Here is a 17543-nt window from a genome sequence, read left to right on the forward strand (position 1 = left end):
GTCAATTCCTCTCCGTTAAAGTTTCTGTGCCCGTTCACCGAGCATTCTTATTAGTTTCCATAAACATATCCGGGCAGCCACAGGGCGATTTCCGGGAAAATCATGATGATTGTCAGGGCCAGGACCATCACGCCGACAAAAGGGAAGATCGAGGTGTAGATGTCCTTCAACCCGATCTCGGGCGGGGCCATCGCCCGCATCAGGAACAGGTTGTAGCCGAAGGGCGGCGTCATATAGGCGATCTGGGTCGTGATCGTGTAGAGCACCCCGTACCAGATCAGATCAAAGCCCAGCGCGCCGACCAGCGGCACGTAGAGCGGGGCGACGATGACCAGCATGGCCGTGTCGTCCAAGAACGTACCCATGACGATAAAGCTTAGCTGCATCAGAATCAGGATCATCCAAGGCGACAGGCCAAGTTGGTCCGTGAACAGGTTGTCGATGGCTTTCACTGCGCCCAGACCATCGAATACGGCCCCAAAGCCCAGCGCGGCCAGAATGATCCACATGAACATGCAGGAAATGGCAAGCGTCTGCTTGGTGCAATCCTCAAAAATCTTCCAGGTCATCCGCCGTTTGATGACGGACACGGCCAAAGCGGTCAGCGCACCGATGGCCGAGCTTTCGACCAGCGACGTCCAGCCATTCACAAAGGGAACCATCATCGCGGCGAAGATGATCAGCGGCAGCGCCCCTGCCCCCAGTAGCCGGATTTTCTCGGCCCGTGGCACCTCATGCGCGTCTTCCATGGCGGGGCCAAGCTCGGGCTGAATGCGGCAGCGGATCCAGATATACAGGATGAACATCGCGGCCATCAGCAAGCCCGGAATGATCCCTGCCAGCCAAAGCTGCCCGACCGGTTGGCGCGCGATCATCGCGTATAGAACCAGAACCACCGACGGCGGCACGAGGATACCCAAACTGGACCCGGCCTGAATTACTCCGGTCACCATTGTCTTGTCGTACCCGCGCCGCAAAAGCTCGGGCAGCGCGATGGTTGCGCCGATGGCCATGCCGGCGACGCTCAACCCGTTCATGGCCGAGACCAGCACCATCAGGCCGATCGTGCCGATGGCCAGACCGCCATTTACAGGTCCCATCCAGACGTGGAACATCCGGTAAAGGTCATCTGCAAGGCGGCTTTCGCTGAGCACGTAACCCATGAAGATGAACATCGGCAGCGTCAGCAGCGGATACCATTTCATCAGCTTCATCGCGGCCGAGAACGTGATGTCCTGCCCGCCTGTTCCCCACAGCGCCAGCGCAGCAATAGTCGCAACGGCGCCAATCGCGCCAAAGACACGCTGACCTGTGAACAGCATCAGCATCATCAATGCGAACATGAAGATGGCGATATATTCCTGGCTCATGCCCGCGAGACCCCGATTTCCTGCCCGTTGATCCGGGCTATGTCTTTGAAGAATTCCGATATCGCCTGCAGCAGCATCAGGAAGAAGCCGAACACCATGATGGCCTTGACCGGCCAGATATACGGCCGCCACGCCGTTGATGACCGCTCCAACCTCCCAATTTCCTCACTGCCTGTCAGCAAACCGATGAAGTAGGAAACCGGTTCATCGCCCCAATAGCCAAGGCTGTAGGCTGTGGACCCAAGTCCGCCATAGAACAGCACACCCAGATAGAAGATCAGCAGCAGCACCGTGAAGGCATCGAACCAGGCTTTCCGGTGCGGGCTCCAGTTGTGATAAAACAGGTCCATCCGCACGTTCGACCCCATCTGGATCGAATACGGGCCACCCATGATGTAATAGGTCACCATCGCAAACTGAGCCATTTCCAGCGTCCAAAGCGATGGCAGAAAGAAGGTTTTCGAGATCGAGGACCAAAGCAGGATGCCCATCATCACGAACAGGCCCCACATCATGACCCGTCCGATCCGGTAATTGACCGCATCGACGATCCGCACATATGACGCCATCGCTTTGATCACGCTGCGCCCCCTTCTTGAAAACCATTAAGGGTTCGCGTGATCCACGACACCAGACAATCGGCCATCGCCCTCTGTTGTTGGGGTGATCTGATCAGATCGTTGCGAATTTCGATCATGACGTTCGGCAAACCGGTCGGCAAAGCCTGTGTATCCAGAGTATGCGCCACGCCGTCCGCAGCCGAGTAAGGCTCATTCATGCGGGTCACAAAGGGGGTATCGGCCGGAACTGACTCCATCATCGCCTGCGCAAAGCGATCATCCACCCCGTGCAACACGCCCAGTTCCACGTCGCGCTTTTGCCCATGATACACCGGTGTAAAGCTGTGAATGGTAACCATAACCTCAAGACCGGAGCGATTGTCGGAAATCAATTCGGACAAAGCGTTGGCGAAAGGTTCATAGATGCCTTCGATCCTGTTGTGACGCTCAATTTCGGACATGTCAGCGTTTGCCGGGATCAGATAATTCTCACTGCGCAAAGGCATCGCCCCGGCGGCTTCGGGCGGGCGATTGCAGTCATAGACCAGCCTTGAAACACCGCCGTGCACCAATGGGGCCGTCATACGTTCGGCCATCAACCTGGCAACGGCCAATGCGCCCGGATCCCAAGCGATATGACTTTGCAAGGCATCTGCGGATAAACCCATGTCCCCCAATGCATCCGGTATGCGATTGGACGCGTGTTCACAGACCAGCACCACCGAAAAGGGGCCTTCCACCAAGTCCGTACAAACAACTTCTCCGAAGTCCAAGTTACTGCCCTGCGATTCCAAGAAAGACGTGTATGGAAAAATTTCCACATGAGACCTTAGCCTGTCAATAATTTTCCTGTCGAAATTTCGCCACTCTTGATCTTGCTGAAAAATTATTCACACTAAGGTGGAAAAGATGCAGGAGGAAAACCGAGTGCGGGTGACGGACAGGCTGCTGGCTCATAAAGACAAGATGACTCCGTCTGAGCGGCAGCTGGTCAGTGTTCTGCTGGACGACTACCCCATGGCCGGCCTTGGCAGCATCACCGAACTGGCCAGCGCGGCCTCGGTGTCCACCACGACGGTCGCGCGGATGCTGCAAAAGACCGGATTTCACGGCTATCCGCAGTTTCAGGCCGCCCTGCGCGGCGAAGTGAAAGAGATGATCTTGGGACCGGTTGCCAAACGTGACCTCTGGCAGAACGACCTGCCGGAAGAGCACATCCTGAACCGGTATTCCCAACAGACACTCGCCAATCAAAAACGCACCATTGATGAGGTCGACCCGAAAGAATTCGACAGCTTCTGCAACCTGTTATGTGATCCAAACCGACGCATTTTCATAACCGGTGGCCGCATCACTGGTACATTCGCACAGTACCTGTACCTGCATCTGCAGATGATCCGCCCCGACGTGCGGTTGCTGCCGGTTGCGGCGTCGTGGACGCATGATTTGCTGGACGTGCGGAAAGACGATGTACTGGTGGCGCTGGACGTGCGCCGCTATGAAAACGCATCTTTACTGATCGGCCAGCTGTGCCACGAACGCGAGGCCGAAATCGTCCTGTTCACCGATCAGTGGCGCTCACCCATTCATCGGCTGGCCAAACACACCTTTGCAGCGCGCATTTCCGTTCCGTCTGCGTGGGACTCCATGGCAGCCATTCTGGTTTTAATGGAATGCGTCATCGCCGAAGTACAGGAAAGGCTGTGGGATTCGGTCAAAGAGCGTACAGACGAGCTGGAACAAGCCTTTGATCGCACCAAACTGTTCCGGAAGTTCGGGCAAAGCACCAGTTCGTAACGCCTTTTCCCTTTCCGCGCGAACAACTGAGCGTGATGAGTGTTGCCAGCCGCATGGCGGGCCGTCACTTTGAAGTTATGAGTTTTGTGACCGACAACCAACTGCCGCTTTTGATCCTGTTCTTTCTGATTGGGTCAATTGGCACGGCCTTTCTGTTCCGCAAACCGGCCGGGCATCGCGCCTGGAAACTTGCGGATCTCGTTTGGGTGGTGTTGGGCGGCGTCGGTGCATTGGTCGCGGTCATGGCAGGGCTTTACACCTCGGACAGTTCGCGGCTTGATCGTCAGATCGACGTCGCTTATGCCGCCACACTGGCCTTTGACCGCGATGCCGCGCGGTTCAGGCTGCGGTTCTGCGACCCCGCCTTTGATCCGGACACCGCTGTTCTTTGTGACAAGGTTGAATTCCTGTCAGCTTCAACCGCCAGCAACGCGGACCTGCCTCTGTTTATCGCCGTTACGAATGAGGTGGCCCCCCTGCAGGGCCTGCAATTTCTTTTTGGACGTCAGGCAAAAGACGAAAAAGACGACATGCGGGCAATGGCCGCCAAGGCCGATGCGTTCAACATCGACCAGTTCCTTGTCTTTACCACTCTGGATGACATGACAAAGGCCGCGATCGACAATATGCGTCGCAAGGTTCCTGCAATTGCTGGTGACTACCTGATCCTCGCACAAAGCTACGATGACCTGGTCGAGCAGGTTGGCAAACTGAAAGACGAATGGGAGTACCTGCAAGACAACGCGCATATACTTGTGCTGCAGATCATCGCGCTATGTCTTGTCAGCTTCGCCGCGCCTTTCCGTCTGGGCAAATCCGTTGTCGAATTGCGCGCATCGCTCAGCGCCGATAGTCCTGCGCCAGCCTCTCAGGATCTGCCCCCAGAAAATACCGGGACAGAGTCCACAGGTTCCGCGCCCCGCGACGCATCCATCCCGTCCGCTCATAACGATCCGCGCTCGTAAAAGCACGGCTGGGCAGCAAGGCAATGCGCGGCAAACTGCGGGCCAGGGCCACGTCCTCCATCAACGGCTGGTCGGGAAAGCCCCCGGCTTTTTGATACATCACGCGCGGCACCAACAGGCCCTGATCGCCATAAGGAAGCCCGAACAGCCGACTGCGCAGGTTAGCCCAGCCCGCCACCCAGGTCGGTGCAAACCCTGCGGCCCGGAACGCCAGTCGAAACGCTGCCGGTTCGCCGGTTTCCAAATGATCGCCAACAGGTCTGCTCCAACCATCCTGCAGAATGGTGTCCGCGTGCAGCACAAGTAGCCAGTCGCCCTTGGCCCTATCGCAACCACGGCATAATTGCCCCCCGCGCGATGCTTGCCCGGTGACGATCTCAGCGCCGGCCTCATCTGCAATTTCAAGGGTCTGATCTGTCGAGCAGCCATCAGAAACGATCAACTCGCGGATCAGTCCGGCATGCAGACCCTCCATCAACGCGCCAAGGGTCGCGGGAAGGGTTTCAGCCGAATTCAAGGTCGGGATTACGATGCTAATCGGCGCAGGCACGGCGGAAACCCTCTGGTCATGGCAGCGGAAACTCCTATATCACGATGCCCGAGGAAAAGACGAGGACAACTCAGATGCCCAACCGCCGAATTTTGCGCCTGAGCGGCTCGGACACCGACAGCTTTCTGCAGGGGTTGGTGACGAACGATCTATCTGCGTTGGACAATGGGCTGGTCTACGCCGCCTTACTGACCCCTCAGGGCAAGTATCTGGCGGACTTCTTTCTGAAACGGGATGAGGACTCGGTTTTGCTGGATGTCGCCGAAGAGCTGGCCGATGGCTTGGCGAAACGTCTCGGCATGTACAAGCTGCGTGCAAATGTCAGTATCGAAAACAGCGGGCTGAACCTGCGGCGCGGAACCGGCCCCGCGCCCGAAGGCGCCCTGCCCGACCCGCGCCACCCGGACATGGGGTGGCGGTCCTATTCCACGGCTCCCGAAAGCGACGACGGCACCGATTGGGATGCGATCCGTGTACGTCACTGCATCCCTGAAACGGGTATCGAATTGACCCCCGACAGTTACATCCTTGAGGCCGGGTTCGAGGCGTTGAATGGCGTGGACTTCAAGAAAGGCTGTTATGTCGGGCAAGAAGTCACTGCGCGCATGAAACACAAGACTGAACTTCGCAAAGGCCTGCGCAGCGTCAGCGTAAGCGGTTCGGCAGCGGTTGGCACGCCGATTACCTCGGGCGGAAAACCGGTAGGAACATTGTTCACCCAATCAGGCGGTCGCGGGATCGCCTATTTGCGTCTGGACCGCGCGGGTGACGACATGCAGGCCGAAGACGCCACCATTCGGCTTGACGCTTGACATGTTGCCGAACCGGCACGGCTCACCAACCGACCGAAATCGTTTGATTTGAACATATTCAGGCGCACTGTCACACTGGTTTGAACTCTTCAAACCGGATGCACGTATGTTCAAGTTATACAGAGCGATCTGGCGGGCCAGCGCCGGACGGCAGATCATTCTCATTGTTCTATCCATTGCGATCGCGGGTCTGGCTGCGGTGCCGCTGGAGTTTCAGCGCGATATCATCAACCACCTGACCGCAGAAAATGTCAGCACCGACAAGCTCATTCAATTGGGAGCAGGTATGATGGCCGTCATACTGCTAAGCCTCGCCCTGAAGTGGCTGTTGGGATATCGCGCCGGGACCCTAGGAGAAGATCTGATCCGCATGATCCGACAAAGGCTGCTTCGGCGTGCCGAAGACATCAATGTCTCGGGTGAAGCGGTGCGCAAGGGCACAATGACCACGGCAATTTCAGCCGAGGCCGAAGAGTTGGGGAAATTTGCAGGCGGCGCGTTCTCGGATCCGGTCGTTCAGATCGGCACATTGATCAGTGTGATCGGATATATCTCATCAACCCAACCGGGGCTGGGCATGATCGCTTTTTCGATGATCGTGCCGCAGATCGTCATCGTGCTGATCTCTCAACGCAAGGTGAACATCTTTGTCGCCGAGCGTGTCCGGATCCTGCGCGGCGCCACCGACAAGCTGAACGCCGAGCAGATCAATGAAATCGCACGCGAGGTTGAAGCACAGTTCGACGATATCTATGAAACCCGACGCAAGATGTTCATTTGGAAGCTATCAGCCAAGTTTCTGCTGAGCGTCATAAACGGCGCCGGAACAGTCGGCGTCCTGATGTTGGGCGGCTACTTGGTTATGAACGGAAAAACTGATGTCGGAACCGTGGTCGCCGCCACAAGCGGGCTGAGCCGCATTCAGGGCCCCACGGCATTTCTGATCGCCTTTTACAGGCAGGTCAGCGCCAATCGCATCAAATATGACCTGATGCTCGAACTATTTGGTCCTCACCCGGAACGCTATCGCCAAATAAATCGGCGTAGCTGACGAAAAAACCGCGCGGTACAGGTCCACGCGGCTCATAATTGATCTGGCAAGCGCAGGGTTACGCGCGTTCCGAATAGTCCATGGTTTCGGTGTTTACCACGATCATCTCATCCTGACCGATAAAGGGCGGCACCATGACTTTGACGCCGTTGTCCAGAATGGCCGGCTTGAACGAATTCGCGGCGGTCTGACCTTTGACCACCGGCTCGGTCTCAACGATCTTGCAAGTCACTTTCTGCGGCAGCGTGGCGTTCAAAGCCTCGCTTTCATAAAATTCGACAACAATTGTCATGCCGTCCTGCAGAAACGGGCGACGCTCACCCAGCAGCTCCGCGGGCAATTCGATCTGCTCATAGGTCTCGGAATCCATGAACACCAGCATGCCGTCGGATTCGTACAGGAACTGCTGATCTTTCTGCTCAAGACGTACGCGCTCTACCTTGTCCGCCGAGCGAAACCGCTCGTTCAACTTCGAGCCATTGCGCAGGTTGCGCAGTTCGACCTGCGCAAATGCGCCGCCTTTACCGGGCTTTACGTGGTCAACTTTAACCGCGGCCCACAGCCCGTCGTTATGCTCAAGCACATTTCCAGGGCGAATTTCGTTCCCATTTATCTTGGGCATGAGTAAAATCCTTCACAAACGGTTGATGCGTCAGTTCCCGTCCCTATATCTGGCGGGAACACACCTGACAAGACAACGAGACCTAGTGCTGCACTTGCAGCAAGCTATGCAAATGACGCAACGCAACTATGCATTTTAAGTGTATCCGAATCGCACTTAATCGGTCATAAGAACCGTCACGCCGAAAATGCAAGAGCAAGAACAACAAGGAAAACGAGATGAGAGATTTCGTTGACGGCACTGCCTTTAACAACGAGCAAGGCAATCGTGCACGCAAACTTTTCGCGGCCGTGGTACTGGCAGCACTGGATGACGCTATTGCCGATGACAAGAAGTATGGCAATGGCCCGGAGCAGATCGCCCGTTGGGCGCGCTCTCGTGATGGCCGCGAAGTTCTGTCCTGTGCGGGTATCGACCCGAATGAACGGGTTGTCGGCGGACTGATGGAGTTCGTTGGACGCGGTGTTCGCACCTCGGTTGCGCTGTCGCGCGAAGAAAGCGAACGTCGTAACGCCGCCCAACAAGCAGAAGCCGCCTGATCCAAGGCGACTATCGCATGAAAAAGCGCGCTCCCTCGCCGGGAGCGCGCTTTTCTTATGGCACCCATCAAAAGAACAAAAGCCACTGTCGCACGACCCATAGCTCGGCCGCTAACAGTATAGCAAAGAATGCTTTGGCCCAGATGGGCATGCCGCGACGCCACAGAACAGCGTATGACGCGACGCAGAGGACGGCTGAAATGGGCGCGATCCATAAGGCGTGATGCGCGCTGTCCCAGTAACTGAACGGGCTGTGAAACACCCAGTTGCTGATTGGCCAGAACTGCGGTCGCCCATCTCCTGCATGCAACAGAAAATCCATCGAAAGGTGCAAAAGCGCTGCAGAGGCTCCGACGGTTACCAGCCGCCATTCTCGCCACCACCCGATCAGCAGAGCAAATCCCCAAAGGACAAAGGAATTGTCGATTGCAAACACGGTCTGCCAGCTGTCGGAAAAGTACAGCTGATTGAAGACCACGCTTGGCGGTATCCCAAGCACGTAAAGGGATGTACCTGCCATCACATAGAGTGAGAGATCCGGAAGCAATGACCCCAATAGGACTACCCACAGGATGCGACCATGGGCCGGGCGGGCAAAGGCGGCAGCTCCGATCAAAAGATGCGCTGGCGTGTTCAACTTTGGCTTTTCCTTTGCCTGCAAATCAGGTCATCTGCGCGTCAACATAGGAGACAGGCCATGGTTCGGTCCATCATGATTCAGGGCACCGGCAGTAATGTCGGGAAATCGGTTCTTGTGGCCGGTCTGGCGCGCGCATTCACACGGCGCGGGCTGCGGGTTGCGCCGTTCAAACCGCAGAACATGTCGAACAATGCGGCCGTCACCGAAAATGGCGGAGAGATCGGACGCGCGCAGGCATTGCAGGCGCTGGCGGCGCGACGCCCGACGCATACGGACATGAATCCAATCCTGCTAAAGCCCGAGACCGATACCGGCGCTCAGATCATCGTGCAGGGTCAACGCGCTGGCACGATGAAAGCGGGGGATTACCGCAAAGACAAATCCAAACTGCTAGCCGCAGCGCTTGAAAGCTTTGACCGCCTTTGCAGCGGTGCCGATCTTGTCCTGATCGAAGGTGCGGGCAGCCCGGCCGAAACCAACCTCCGCAAGGGAGACATCGCCAATATGGGATTTGCGTGCGCTGCAGGCGTGCCGGTTGTTCTGGTTGGCGACATACACCGTGGCGGTGTCATTGCGCAGATCGTGGGCACCCAAGCGGTCTTGGATGCGGGTGACCTTAAGATGATCCGAGGCTTTGCCGTCAATCGGTTCAAGGGGGATGTGTCGCTGTTCGACGAAGGCCGCGATGATATCGCTGCACGTACTGGATGGCCCTGTCTGGGCGTCGTTCCCTGGTTTCATGATGCGTGGAAGCTGCCAGCTGAGGATATGATGGATATCCGGTCCCACTCGGGTGGAGCCTGCAAGGTGGTCGTGCCGCAGTTGGAACGCATGGCGAATTTCGACGACCTTGACCCGTTGTCCGCCGAGCCTGGCGTCTCGGTCGAGATCGTGCCTGCAGGACGCGCCCTGCCCGGCGACGCCGACCTGGTTCTGATGCCCGGCAGTAAATCCACAATCGGGGATCTGGCCTACTTTCGGGCTCAGGGTTGGGACATCGACCTCTATGCGCACGTGCGCCGGGGTGGCTACGTTTTGGGCCTATGCGGTGGCTATCAGATGCTGGGGAAAACGATCGCTGATCCGGACGGGGTCGACGGACGACCCGGCAGCGTTGAGGGGCTGGGCCTGCTGGATGTTGAGACCGTCATGGCCGGGAAAAAACAGGTGACGCTGACATCGGCACGCACCATTGACGGCGGAGAGCCAGTATCGGGCTACGAAATCCACATGGGCCGGACCCAGGGCCCGGATTGCAAACGCGCGTGGCTGGAAATTGAGGGGCGACCAGAAGGCGCTGCGAACGCCTCCGGTCGTATTCGCGGCAGTTACCTGCACGGTATCTTCAGCTCGGATGCGTTCCGCGCCTCTTATCTGTCGCAGTTGGGCGTGACCTCTGACCTGGCCTATGAAGATGGGGTCGAAGACACGCTGAATGCGTTAGCCGACCACCTGGAACAGAATATGGATCTGGACCGCCTGCTGGCGCTTGCCGAGACACCCCAAAGGCGGGGCTGAGTGTTACTCGAGGGTCTGCTCGGCCAAGGCTTTGTAAATTTCCCGGCGGACCATCTTGCGGACGTTGCGGGTGATACGTTCACCCAAAACTCCCTGCAACTCTTCGCGAACAACCTCTGCGATCAATTTGCGCAGCGCGTCTTCGTCTATGGCAGGTATCGCCTTTTCTTCCGCGACGGCTTCGGCAGGACGGACGGGTTCAGCAGTGGTCACCTCGGGGTCACGCACAAAGGTTGCCTTGGTCGTTGCCACTGCCTCTTTGGCTTCATCCTTTGCCGGCTCTGCCTTCTTTTCTTCGGTCTCCGCGAATTCCTTCCGCGCGCTGAACTCAAGGGCTTTCGCCGGAGTACCGGAATACTCGTCTTCGCTGTCGCCATCCGGTTCCCACTGATCCTCAGTACGTGCAATCGCCGCTTCAAGGGCTTCGATCTTTGCGCTCAGGCTGTTGGTCGCGTCCTTTGGCGGCTCGGGCTTGACCGGTTCTTTGTTGGCAGGATCCTCACGATTTACGATGTCGCAGGCGCGCAGAAGCATCGGCTTGACCGACGCGTCGGCTGTGTAGCCTTCTTTGACTTCGGTTTCGTTCTCTGGACCATCCTGAATGCTGGACGTTCCGCCAACTCTCAATGCATCAGTAAGCACCAATCGCCCGGGCTTGCGGGCGATTGAAGGAGACGTATCCGAGGTTTGCTGACCTTTTTCACCGACCAGCCGTTTGATCGAAGACAGCACGTCCTCTACTCTGCCGTTCACGACTTTATCCGTCATTGTTCTCTACCGCTCTGTCCTCAGGATTGAGTGTAGCCAAACAAACCGGGCGTCACAACAGATAGAATTGCGCCTTAGTCGCGGCGCAACGCCTTGAGAACGCGATCCAGGTCCCGGCTCTGCTTGCTGATCTGAGCCGGAGCCTTCTTCACCAGATTGTAGTAAAGCGTCGGATCATAGATTTGCACGGCCAGCCCCAGACGTTCGGCGGTCAACAGACCCTGCGCCTGCAACAGCTGGTACGCTGCGCGCGAACGCTCGATGCGCGATGCGACCTCGGCCAGTTGCGCATCCAGCAAATCCTGCTGCGCGTTCAGAACGTCCAGCGTGGTCCGTGCGCCCAGAGTGGCCTCTTCGCGGATACCGTCAAACGCGACCTGCGATGCACGTACGCGCTCGGTCGAAGCCCGCAGACTTGCCGATGCGGCTTGGAAACGAGCGTAGGCTTCGGTCACACCTTGGGTGATGTCCTTCTGCACATTCAACAAGTTAGCGCGGGACGCATCCCGTGTGGCCATGGCCCGACGTACGCTTGCGGCCAGGCGACCACCCGCATAAATCGGCTGAGTGAAGTTCAGCGAAACAGTCGCATCCTCGATGTTGTCATCATTGTCATAGCTTTCGGTGATGCCCGCATCGGCATTCAAGCTGACATTTGGGCCAAGATTAGCGCGCTGCTGTGCTACGATCAGGTCGAAGGCGCGAACCTGATGTTGCGCCGACAAAATGGCAGGATGGTTACGCTGTGCAAAGCTAACTGCTTGCGCTTCCGAGCTTGGCAGATTTGGCAGGCTTGGTTGCCCAGCCGTCCGCCCCGGAGACTTGCCAACGGCATTCACGTATTCGGCCTGAGCGGTATCCAAGTTACCGCGTGCAACGGCCAGATCTGCTTGCGAGCTTGCAAGCTGCGCTTGTGAAAGCGCTACGTCTGTCCGCGTTACCTCGCCAACATCGAACCGGTCTTGCGATGCGCGCAATTCTTCGGCCGACACATCGACGTTGTTCAGACGGATCTGTACGGTTTCTTCCTGCAGAAGAACCTCCAGATAGGCATTTGCACCGCGGAACAGCACCTGCTGTTCGATATCAATAAGGGTCTGTCTGGTGGACAGCACCGTTTCCTGAGCCGATTGTTTACCTAAAACAGCAGCCCCACCGTCGTAGAGCAATTGGCTGAGTGTTAGCCCTGTGAAAAAGGTGTTCGGGTCCGGTCGGGTTATGACATTGTCGATATCCCTTCGCGTGTAATCGTGGGTCACTGTCACCGCCCAGTTTATGATCGGCCGCAGTGCCGACAGCGCAATTGCCACGTCTTCGTCCGCTGCGCGCAACAATGCGCGGTTCTGCTCTAGCAACCCGCTGGTATTGTATGCGCCAATAAATGCGTCGGTTATATTGTCGGCCCAAACGGCCCGTCCCGGTACAAAGCTAAGTGCGACCCCCGCAGTCAGCGCCAGCGCCTTGACCAGCTTTCCTCCCGCCATAGAACTCATAACGAAATCCTCTCAAATCAAAATTACGCTGCTCTGCCGACAGTTTGCGCGTTTGTGTTCAACTAATCAAGGCGGCAGAACAATCCGCCATCAAACTATAGCGAAAATACACGATTCGTGGAAAATGCCTGCAAAATCGGTGCATTGGCATTAAACGCGTCCCGCCACGTCACGCGATCACCGGATTTGTGGCCGATCCGGACCGTTCCCAGCGCACCTTCGACAAACAGGCAAGCAATACGCCCGTGATCCTTAAGTTGCGCGATCAATGCATCCGGAACCTGTTCCACACCACCCTGGATAACGATCACGTCGTAGGGTCCATGTTCGGGCGCACCCTGTTCAAGAGGACCAACATGTACAATTGCGTTGTCGGCGTCCGCTTCCATCAGGATAGACTGAGATTCCGACGCCAGGTTTTCGTCTTCCTCCACGGCAACAACCAACTGTGCCATGCGCGCGGCGACGGCGGTTGAATATCCTAAGGCCGGAGCAATATCTAAAACCAACTCGTCGTTCGAGATGTTCAAAATATCCAACATCTTGGCCAGGGTTCGCGGCTCCAACATACAGCGCCCGTCACCCAGCTCGATCAATCCTTCGACATAGGCCGCCTCGCGCTGTGCGTCCGGCACGAAATTCTCGCGCTTGACGGTCAGCATCGCGTCGATGATGGGAAATTTCGTGACATCTGAAGGACGTATCTGGGTATCTACCATCGTCCGGCGGCGGGCTGCGAAATCTGTCATTGGATCGCTCATTCTGTTCCCTTGGGTGAATGAGTTTTGCCACATTCATAAAAAACCAGCAACGGCCCTGGCATGGAAACTTTCCAATCTTCACAAGATATAACGTCGCAACCGATGACGAACTTGGCGACCGGTGCTGAATTTTGCGCTCACCCCTCTGGACGCTTCTGGCGAAAGCTGCTAAAACGCCTGTCACACCACGGCAAGTATTTGATTTTACTTGAAAAGGCGAGTTGGCGGAGTGGTGACGCAGCGGATTGCAAATCCGTGTACACCGGTTCGATTCCGGTACTCGCCTCCACTCTCCTTCTGAATTTGAACATTCTTTTTGCTCTGGCCGTGCGTCACACGGCCTCACGTCCTTTCGGGACAACCTCATATCCTGCTTCTTCCGGCTCATCGTCCAGCATCTCGGGCGGGAACCCGGGAGCGCTGATATCCAGACCTGTCGCGTCCTCCAATCGCCGGATGATATTGGGCGACAGCTCACGTTCGCCATAGCGTGCGATTCCGTCTTCAAAAATCTGGATCATCACGGGGTTGATCTCCAACGGTACGCCAGCACGGTCGGCGACCTCTTGAAACAGACCGATGTCCTTTTTCACAAGGTCCATGGTGAATGAGATATCGCGAGACCCATTAAGGATCACCTGGCTTTCAGTTTCGTGCACAAAGGATGTACCCGACGAAATCTTGATCGCCTCGTAGGTTGTGTTCAGGTCCATCCCCGCCGCCTTGGCCGTCACAAGTGCTTCGGCGCAGGTAATCAGGTTCGCGGTGGCCAGGTAGTTGGTCAACACTTTCAGAACAGAAGCCGAGCCCAGCTCGCCCGTGTGCAGAATGCGCCGGCCCATTGTGGTCAAAAAGGGCAAAATCCGTTCAAACGTCGCGCGATCGCATCCCGCAAATATCGAGATATTGCCCGTTGCCGCCCGATGACAGCCGCCAGAAACCGGGCAATCAACCGCCGCGCCACCGCGTTCGATTACCAAGGCGCCCAACCGTTTAACTTCGGCTTCGTCGGTCGTTGACATTTCCATCCAAATCTTGCCTGGACCAACCTCTGGCAGCATTTCCTGCATCACCGCGTCCGAAGCAGCAGGGGACGGAAGGCAGGTAATGACGGCCTCGCAATCTCGCATCAGTTGCGCCGGGCTTTCAGCTGCCTTGGCCCCTTTGGCCACAAAGCCCTGTACAAGTTCGGGATCTAGATCATGGACAGTCAGGTCAACGCCATTGCGCAACAGCGACCCTGAGAGCTTTGCCCCGACATTGCCTAATCCGATAAAGCCAACTTTCATTCCCATCTCCCGAAATATGTATTCATGTTGCCGTTTCGACGAGTATCCGCGTTGCGTTTTCATAACTGAAACGAATAATAAGCCCAATTATGACCTAAAATTTTTGGTGATAAATGGACCGACTTCCCAACCCCGCCTGGCTGCGCAGCTTCGAATCCGCAGCGCGGCATCTGAATTTCACTACAACTGCTCGCGAGCTTGGCCTAACCCAGACCGCTGTATCGCTGCATATCCGGTCCCTTGAGGGCGAGCTTGGGCAAAAACTGTTCACCAGAAACGCGCGCCGACTTGAACTGACCGAGTTGGGGCAATCTTACGCTTTGACCGTCCGGCGCGCCTTAGGAGACATCGCGCTGTCCACCAACAGCTTGTTTGGCCCCGCGTCGCGCCAAACCCTGACAATCCGGGCCGCAATTTCCACGGCGACCTACTGGATTGCGGCCGAGCTGCCTGCATTCACGGCGCAGCACCCGGACATCCCTGTGCGCCTTGTATCCCATATCTGGAACGACAGTGCCGCACCAAACGACGTGGATGTGGAAATTCGAATGGGGTACGGCGACTGGCCCGGAGTAACTTCCGAAAAACTGACAGATGAGATGTTGGTGCCGGTGTGCTCTGCCGACAGCCCGATGCCTAGCTTGATGGCTCTTCGCGACCATCCGTTGATCCACATCCTTGGTTACGAGGACAACTGGGCGCGCTATTTTCAAGCTCATGACATGCACCCAGCCGACCAGCCTTCACGGCATTCAGTCGACACGTCGGTCGCAGCGTTGCAATTGGTGATGGCAGGCGCGGGCTGCGCAACGATAGTTGAGCGGTTCGCACGAAACGCGATTTCTCAGGGCGCACCTATTGCAATTGCTGGTCCGGCGATTCCTTTTGCGCAGTCTCACTATTTAGTTGCCGAGCCCGGAGGCGCTCAACCCTCTGCGGCAGCGGGGCTGTTTTGCGCCTGGCTTCGTGATCGGCTTGCCTCCGATGCCGCTGACTGACAACGGCTGGTCGCTTTTCTGACGTAACAGGTTTTCAAACCGCGCTCGTGCTTGACAAGCCCCCTGCCCGTGCCGCATGTCGCATGCGTTGGTGTCCATTTTCGGATGGATGAAAAGGGAATGTGCCAGCGGTTATTCCGTCAAGCACAGCCGCCCCCGCGACCGTGACCGGAGAGGGTGCCCAAAGCCACTGGCCCGATAGGCCGGGAAGGCGGGACATCCGACAGGGCAAACGCTCTGACATCCGCAAGCCGGGAGACCTGCCAGCACCCGAAGTTGAAACCGGGCGGGGTGTTCCGGTGTCGGGTCCATGTCGCACACGTGGCCCGCATGAAACCCCGTCCCCCATATAAAGGATGAGGGGGATGAGAGACGTGACCGAGACCACACCAGTCGAATTGCTGGTCTGCACCACGTGCCGCCGTGGTTTGCCCATCGAAGATGACGCCCAGCGACCCGGTACTTTGCTGCACACGGCGCTGGAACAGGCTGACTTGCCTGACGGCGTAGACCTGAAGCCGGTGGAATGCCTGTCGAACTGTGATCAGGGATGTTCGATCGTTTTGCGTGGCGGCCCATCCCGCTGGACCTTCGTGTATGAAAACCTCGACGAGGCCGACCATGTCGAGACCATCGTTGAAGGCGTCACCAAGTACCTCGCCGCCGAAGACGGTCTGGTGAAATGGCGCGAACGCCCCGAGCATTTCCGCAAAAACTGTGCGGCCCGCATTCCCCCGATTGGAGCCCTGAAATGAGCAATCTCGAAAAACTTCCCGTCACCGTGATCACCGGCTTTCTGGGCTCGGGCAAAACAACGCTGGTCAAGCACCTGATGCAAAACCCCCAGGGCAAGCGCTTGGCCGTTGTGGTCAATGAATTTGGCGATGTGGGTGTCGATGGCGATATCCTCAAATCCTGCGCGATCCCTGATTGCCCCGCGGAAAACATCATGGAACTGGCCAATGGCTGCATTTGCTGCACGGTGGCCGATGACTTCATCCCGACCATCGAAGCGCTGATGGCGCTGGAGCCGCGCCCCGATCACATCCTGATCGAAACCTCTGGTCTGGCCCTGCCCAAACCGCTGTTGAAAGCCTTCGACTGGCCCGATATCCGATCGAAAATCACCGTCGATGGCGTGATTGCTCTGGCCGATGCCGAGGCCGTTGCTGCCGGTCGCTTCGCCCCTAATGTCGAAGCCGTGGACGCCCAGCGCCTGGCCGACGACTCGATCGACCACGAAACGCCTCTGTCCGAGGTGTTTGAGGACCAGATCTCCTGCGCCGACATCATCCTGCTGACCAAGCCCGATCTGGCCGGTCCCGAAGGTGTCGCCAAGGCCAAAGAGGTCATCGCAGCCGAAGCTCCCCGCCCCCTGCCCGTCGTCGAAGTCGCCGAAGGTGCCGTGGACGTGCGCGTTGTGCTGGGTCTTGAGGCAGCCGCCGAAGATGACATGGACGCCCGTCCAAGCCATCACGACGGCCACCACGACCACGAGCATGACGATTTTGAAAGCATCATCGTCGAGCTGCCGGAACAGACCGACCCGGCGGAATTGGTCGCCAATATCGAACGTCTGGCCAACGAGCTGAACATCCTCCGCGTCAAAGGCTATGCCGCCGTTCAAGGCAAACCCATGCGCCTGTTAGTGCAGGCAGTCGGTGCCCGCGTGCGTCATCAGTACGACCGCCCATGGGAACCGGGTGAAGAGCGCCGCTCGCGTCTGGTGGTTATTGCCGAGCATGACGACATCAAAGAAGCTGCCATCCGCGATATCCTCGTGGGCGTTGCCGAGGCAGCCGAGTAACCG

18 protein-coding genes, 1 tRNA gene, 1 pseudogene and 1 riboswitch are annotated in these 17543 nt (G+C 57.4%); of the genes and pseudogenes, 10 read left to right on the forward strand and 10 right to left on the reverse strand.

Annotated features, from left to right (window positions below):
* Window positions 1-50: 50 nt before the first annotated feature.
* Genes GOW16_RS17785 through GOW16_RS17795 form a run of 3 tightly spaced genes read right to left on the reverse strand, consistent with a single transcriptional unit; the run spans window position 51 to window position 2703 of the window.
* Window positions 51-1370, reverse strand: coding sequence for a TRAP transporter large permease (locus tag GOW16_RS17785; protein ID WP_170417604.1), 1320 nt, complete (start codon window positions 1368-1370; stop codon window positions 51-53).
* Entirely contained in the window at window positions 1367-1951 is a 585-nt protein-coding gene (locus GOW16_RS17790; RefSeq protein WP_368039933.1) for a TRAP transporter small permease subunit, read from the reverse strand. The genes GOW16_RS17785 and GOW16_RS17790 overlap by 4 nt, the downstream gene beginning before the upstream one ends.
* Window positions 1948-2703 (reverse strand): N-formylglutamate amidohydrolase, encoded by a 756-nt coding sequence (locus tag GOW16_RS17795; protein WP_217354667.1) that lies wholly within the window; start codon window positions 2701-2703, stop codon window positions 1948-1950. Before GOW16_RS17795 ends, GOW16_RS17790 begins: the two co-directional genes overlap by 4 nt.
* A 136-nt stretch (window positions 2704-2839) precedes the next feature.
* Between GOW16_RS17795 and GOW16_RS17800 the strand changes: the two genes are divergently transcribed.
* Together GOW16_RS17800 and GOW16_RS23150 are read left to right on the forward strand one after the other, a co-directional pair.
* Window positions 2840-3727: a MurR/RpiR family transcriptional regulator gene (locus GOW16_RS17800; RefSeq protein ID WP_170417607.1), complete on the forward strand. Its 888-nt coding sequence runs from the start codon at window positions 2840-2842 to the stop codon at window positions 3725-3727.
* Window positions 3728-3804: 77 nt separating this feature from the next.
* A pseudogene (locus GOW16_RS23150) lies at window positions 3805-4560 on the forward strand (hypothetical protein); the annotation flags it as partial.
* Between the two features lie 7 nt (window positions 4561-4567).
* Here the strand turns inward: GOW16_RS23150 and GOW16_RS17810 are convergent.
* Window positions 4568-5242 (reverse strand): TIGR04283 family arsenosugar biosynthesis glycosyltransferase, encoded by a 675-nt coding sequence (locus GOW16_RS17810; protein ID WP_170417610.1) that lies wholly within the window; start codon window positions 5240-5242, stop codon window positions 4568-4570.
* 74 nt (window positions 5243-5316) lie between these two features.
* Between GOW16_RS17810 and ygfZ the strand changes: the two genes are divergently transcribed.
* Both ygfZ and GOW16_RS17820 read left to right on the forward strand, forming a co-directional pair.
* Window positions 5317-6054 carry a CAF17-like 4Fe-4S cluster assembly/insertion protein YgfZ gene (gene ygfZ / locus GOW16_RS17815; RefSeq protein ID WP_170417613.1) on the forward strand — a complete coding sequence of 246 codons (738 nt, stop codon included), beginning with the start codon at window positions 5317-5319 and terminating at the stop codon, window positions 6052-6054.
* Between the two features lie 106 nt (window positions 6055-6160).
* Entirely contained in the window at window positions 6161-7105 is a 945-nt protein-coding gene (locus GOW16_RS17820) for an ABC transporter transmembrane domain-containing protein (protein WP_170417616.1), read from the forward strand.
* A 58-nt stretch (window positions 7106-7163) separates the two neighbouring features.
* Here the strand turns inward: GOW16_RS17820 and efp are convergent, their stop codons facing one another.
* Window positions 7164-7727: an elongation factor P gene (efp, locus tag GOW16_RS17825; RefSeq protein ID WP_170417618.1), complete on the reverse strand. Its 564-nt coding sequence runs from the start codon at window positions 7725-7727 to the stop codon at window positions 7164-7166.
* A 218-nt stretch (window positions 7728-7945) separates the two neighbouring features.
* Here efp and GOW16_RS17830 point away from each other — a divergent pair, with 218 nt between their 5' ends.
* On the forward strand, window positions 7946-8266 hold the full coding sequence (locus GOW16_RS17830; protein ID WP_008757056.1) for a DUF6280 family protein: 321 nt from the start codon (window positions 7946-7948) through the stop codon (window positions 8264-8266).
* Between the two features lie 67 nt (window positions 8267-8333).
* Here the strand turns inward: GOW16_RS17830 and GOW16_RS17835 are convergent, their stop codons facing one another.
* Window positions 8334-8903, reverse strand: a complete 570-nt coding sequence (locus tag GOW16_RS17835; RefSeq protein ID WP_170417621.1) for a cobalamin biosynthesis protein CobQ — start codon at window positions 8901-8903, stop codon at window positions 8334-8336.
* 60 nt (window positions 8904-8963) lie between these two features.
* Here GOW16_RS17835 and GOW16_RS17840 point away from each other — a divergent pair, with 60 nt between their 5' ends.
* The gene (locus GOW16_RS17840; protein ID WP_170417625.1) at window positions 8964-10424 is read left to right on the forward strand and encodes a cobyric acid synthase; all 1461 of its coding nucleotides are present in this window, start codon (window positions 8964-8966) and stop codon (window positions 10422-10424) included.
* Between the two features lie 3 nt (window positions 10425-10427).
* Here the strand turns inward: GOW16_RS17840 and GOW16_RS17845 are convergent, their stop codons facing one another.
* From GOW16_RS17845 to GOW16_RS17855, 3 genes are all read right to left on the reverse strand, one after another.
* The gene (locus tag GOW16_RS17845; protein WP_170417628.1) at window positions 10428-11192 is read right to left on the reverse strand and encodes a hypothetical protein; all 765 of its coding nucleotides are present in this window, start codon (window positions 11190-11192) and stop codon (window positions 10428-10430) included.
* Window positions 11193-11266: 74 nt separating this feature from the next.
* Window positions 11267-12685, reverse strand: a complete 1419-nt coding sequence (locus GOW16_RS17850; RefSeq protein WP_170417632.1) for a TolC family outer membrane protein — start codon at window positions 12683-12685, stop codon at window positions 11267-11269.
* 95 nt (window positions 12686-12780) lie between these two features.
* Window positions 12781-13434 carry a protein-L-isoaspartate O-methyltransferase family protein gene (locus tag GOW16_RS17855; protein ID WP_170418001.1) on the reverse strand — a complete coding sequence of 218 codons (654 nt, stop codon included), beginning with the start codon at window positions 13432-13434 and terminating at the stop codon, window positions 12781-12783.
* Window positions 13435-13661: 227 nt separating this feature from the next.
* On the opposite strand from GOW16_RS17855, the gene GOW16_RS17860 reads away from it, so the two are divergent.
* Window positions 13662-13735 (forward strand) — tRNA-Cys (locus tag GOW16_RS17860).
* Window positions 13736-13778: 43 nt separating this feature from the next.
* Here GOW16_RS17860 and GOW16_RS17865 read toward each other — a convergent pair.
* Complete coding sequence (locus GOW16_RS17865) at window positions 13779-14798, reverse strand: NAD(P)-dependent oxidoreductase (protein WP_368039934.1); 1020 nt, start codon at window positions 14796-14798, stop codon at window positions 13779-13781.
* Window positions 14799-14848: 50 nt separating this feature from the next.
* Between GOW16_RS17865 and GOW16_RS17870 the strand changes: the two genes are divergently transcribed.
* From GOW16_RS17870 to cobW, 3 genes are all read left to right on the forward strand, one after another.
* On the forward strand, window positions 14849-15733 hold the full coding sequence (locus GOW16_RS17870) for a LysR substrate-binding domain-containing protein (RefSeq protein WP_170417638.1): 885 nt from the start codon (window positions 14849-14851) through the stop codon (window positions 15731-15733).
* Window positions 15734-15805: 72 nt separating this feature from the next.
* Window positions 15806-16015: riboswitch (cobalamin riboswitch) on the forward strand.
* An 83-nt stretch (window positions 16016-16098) separates the two neighbouring features.
* Window positions 16099-16488 carry a DUF1636 family protein gene (locus GOW16_RS17875; RefSeq protein ID WP_170417640.1) on the forward strand — a complete coding sequence of 130 codons (390 nt, stop codon included), beginning with the start codon at window positions 16099-16101 and terminating at the stop codon, window positions 16486-16488.
* The gene (cobW, locus tag GOW16_RS17880; protein ID WP_170417643.1) at window positions 16485-17540 is read left to right on the forward strand and encodes a cobalamin biosynthesis protein CobW; all 1056 of its coding nucleotides are present in this window, start codon (window positions 16485-16487) and stop codon (window positions 17538-17540) included. The genes GOW16_RS17875 and cobW overlap by 4 nt, the downstream gene beginning before the upstream one ends.
* The last annotated feature ends 3 nt before the right edge of the window (window positions 17541-17543 follow it).

Origin of the sequence: Ruegeria atlantica (genome assembly GCF_013033965.1) — a bacterium.
Lineage (GTDB): Bacteria > Pseudomonadota > Alphaproteobacteria > Rhodobacterales > Rhodobacteraceae > Ruegeria > Ruegeria atlantica_D.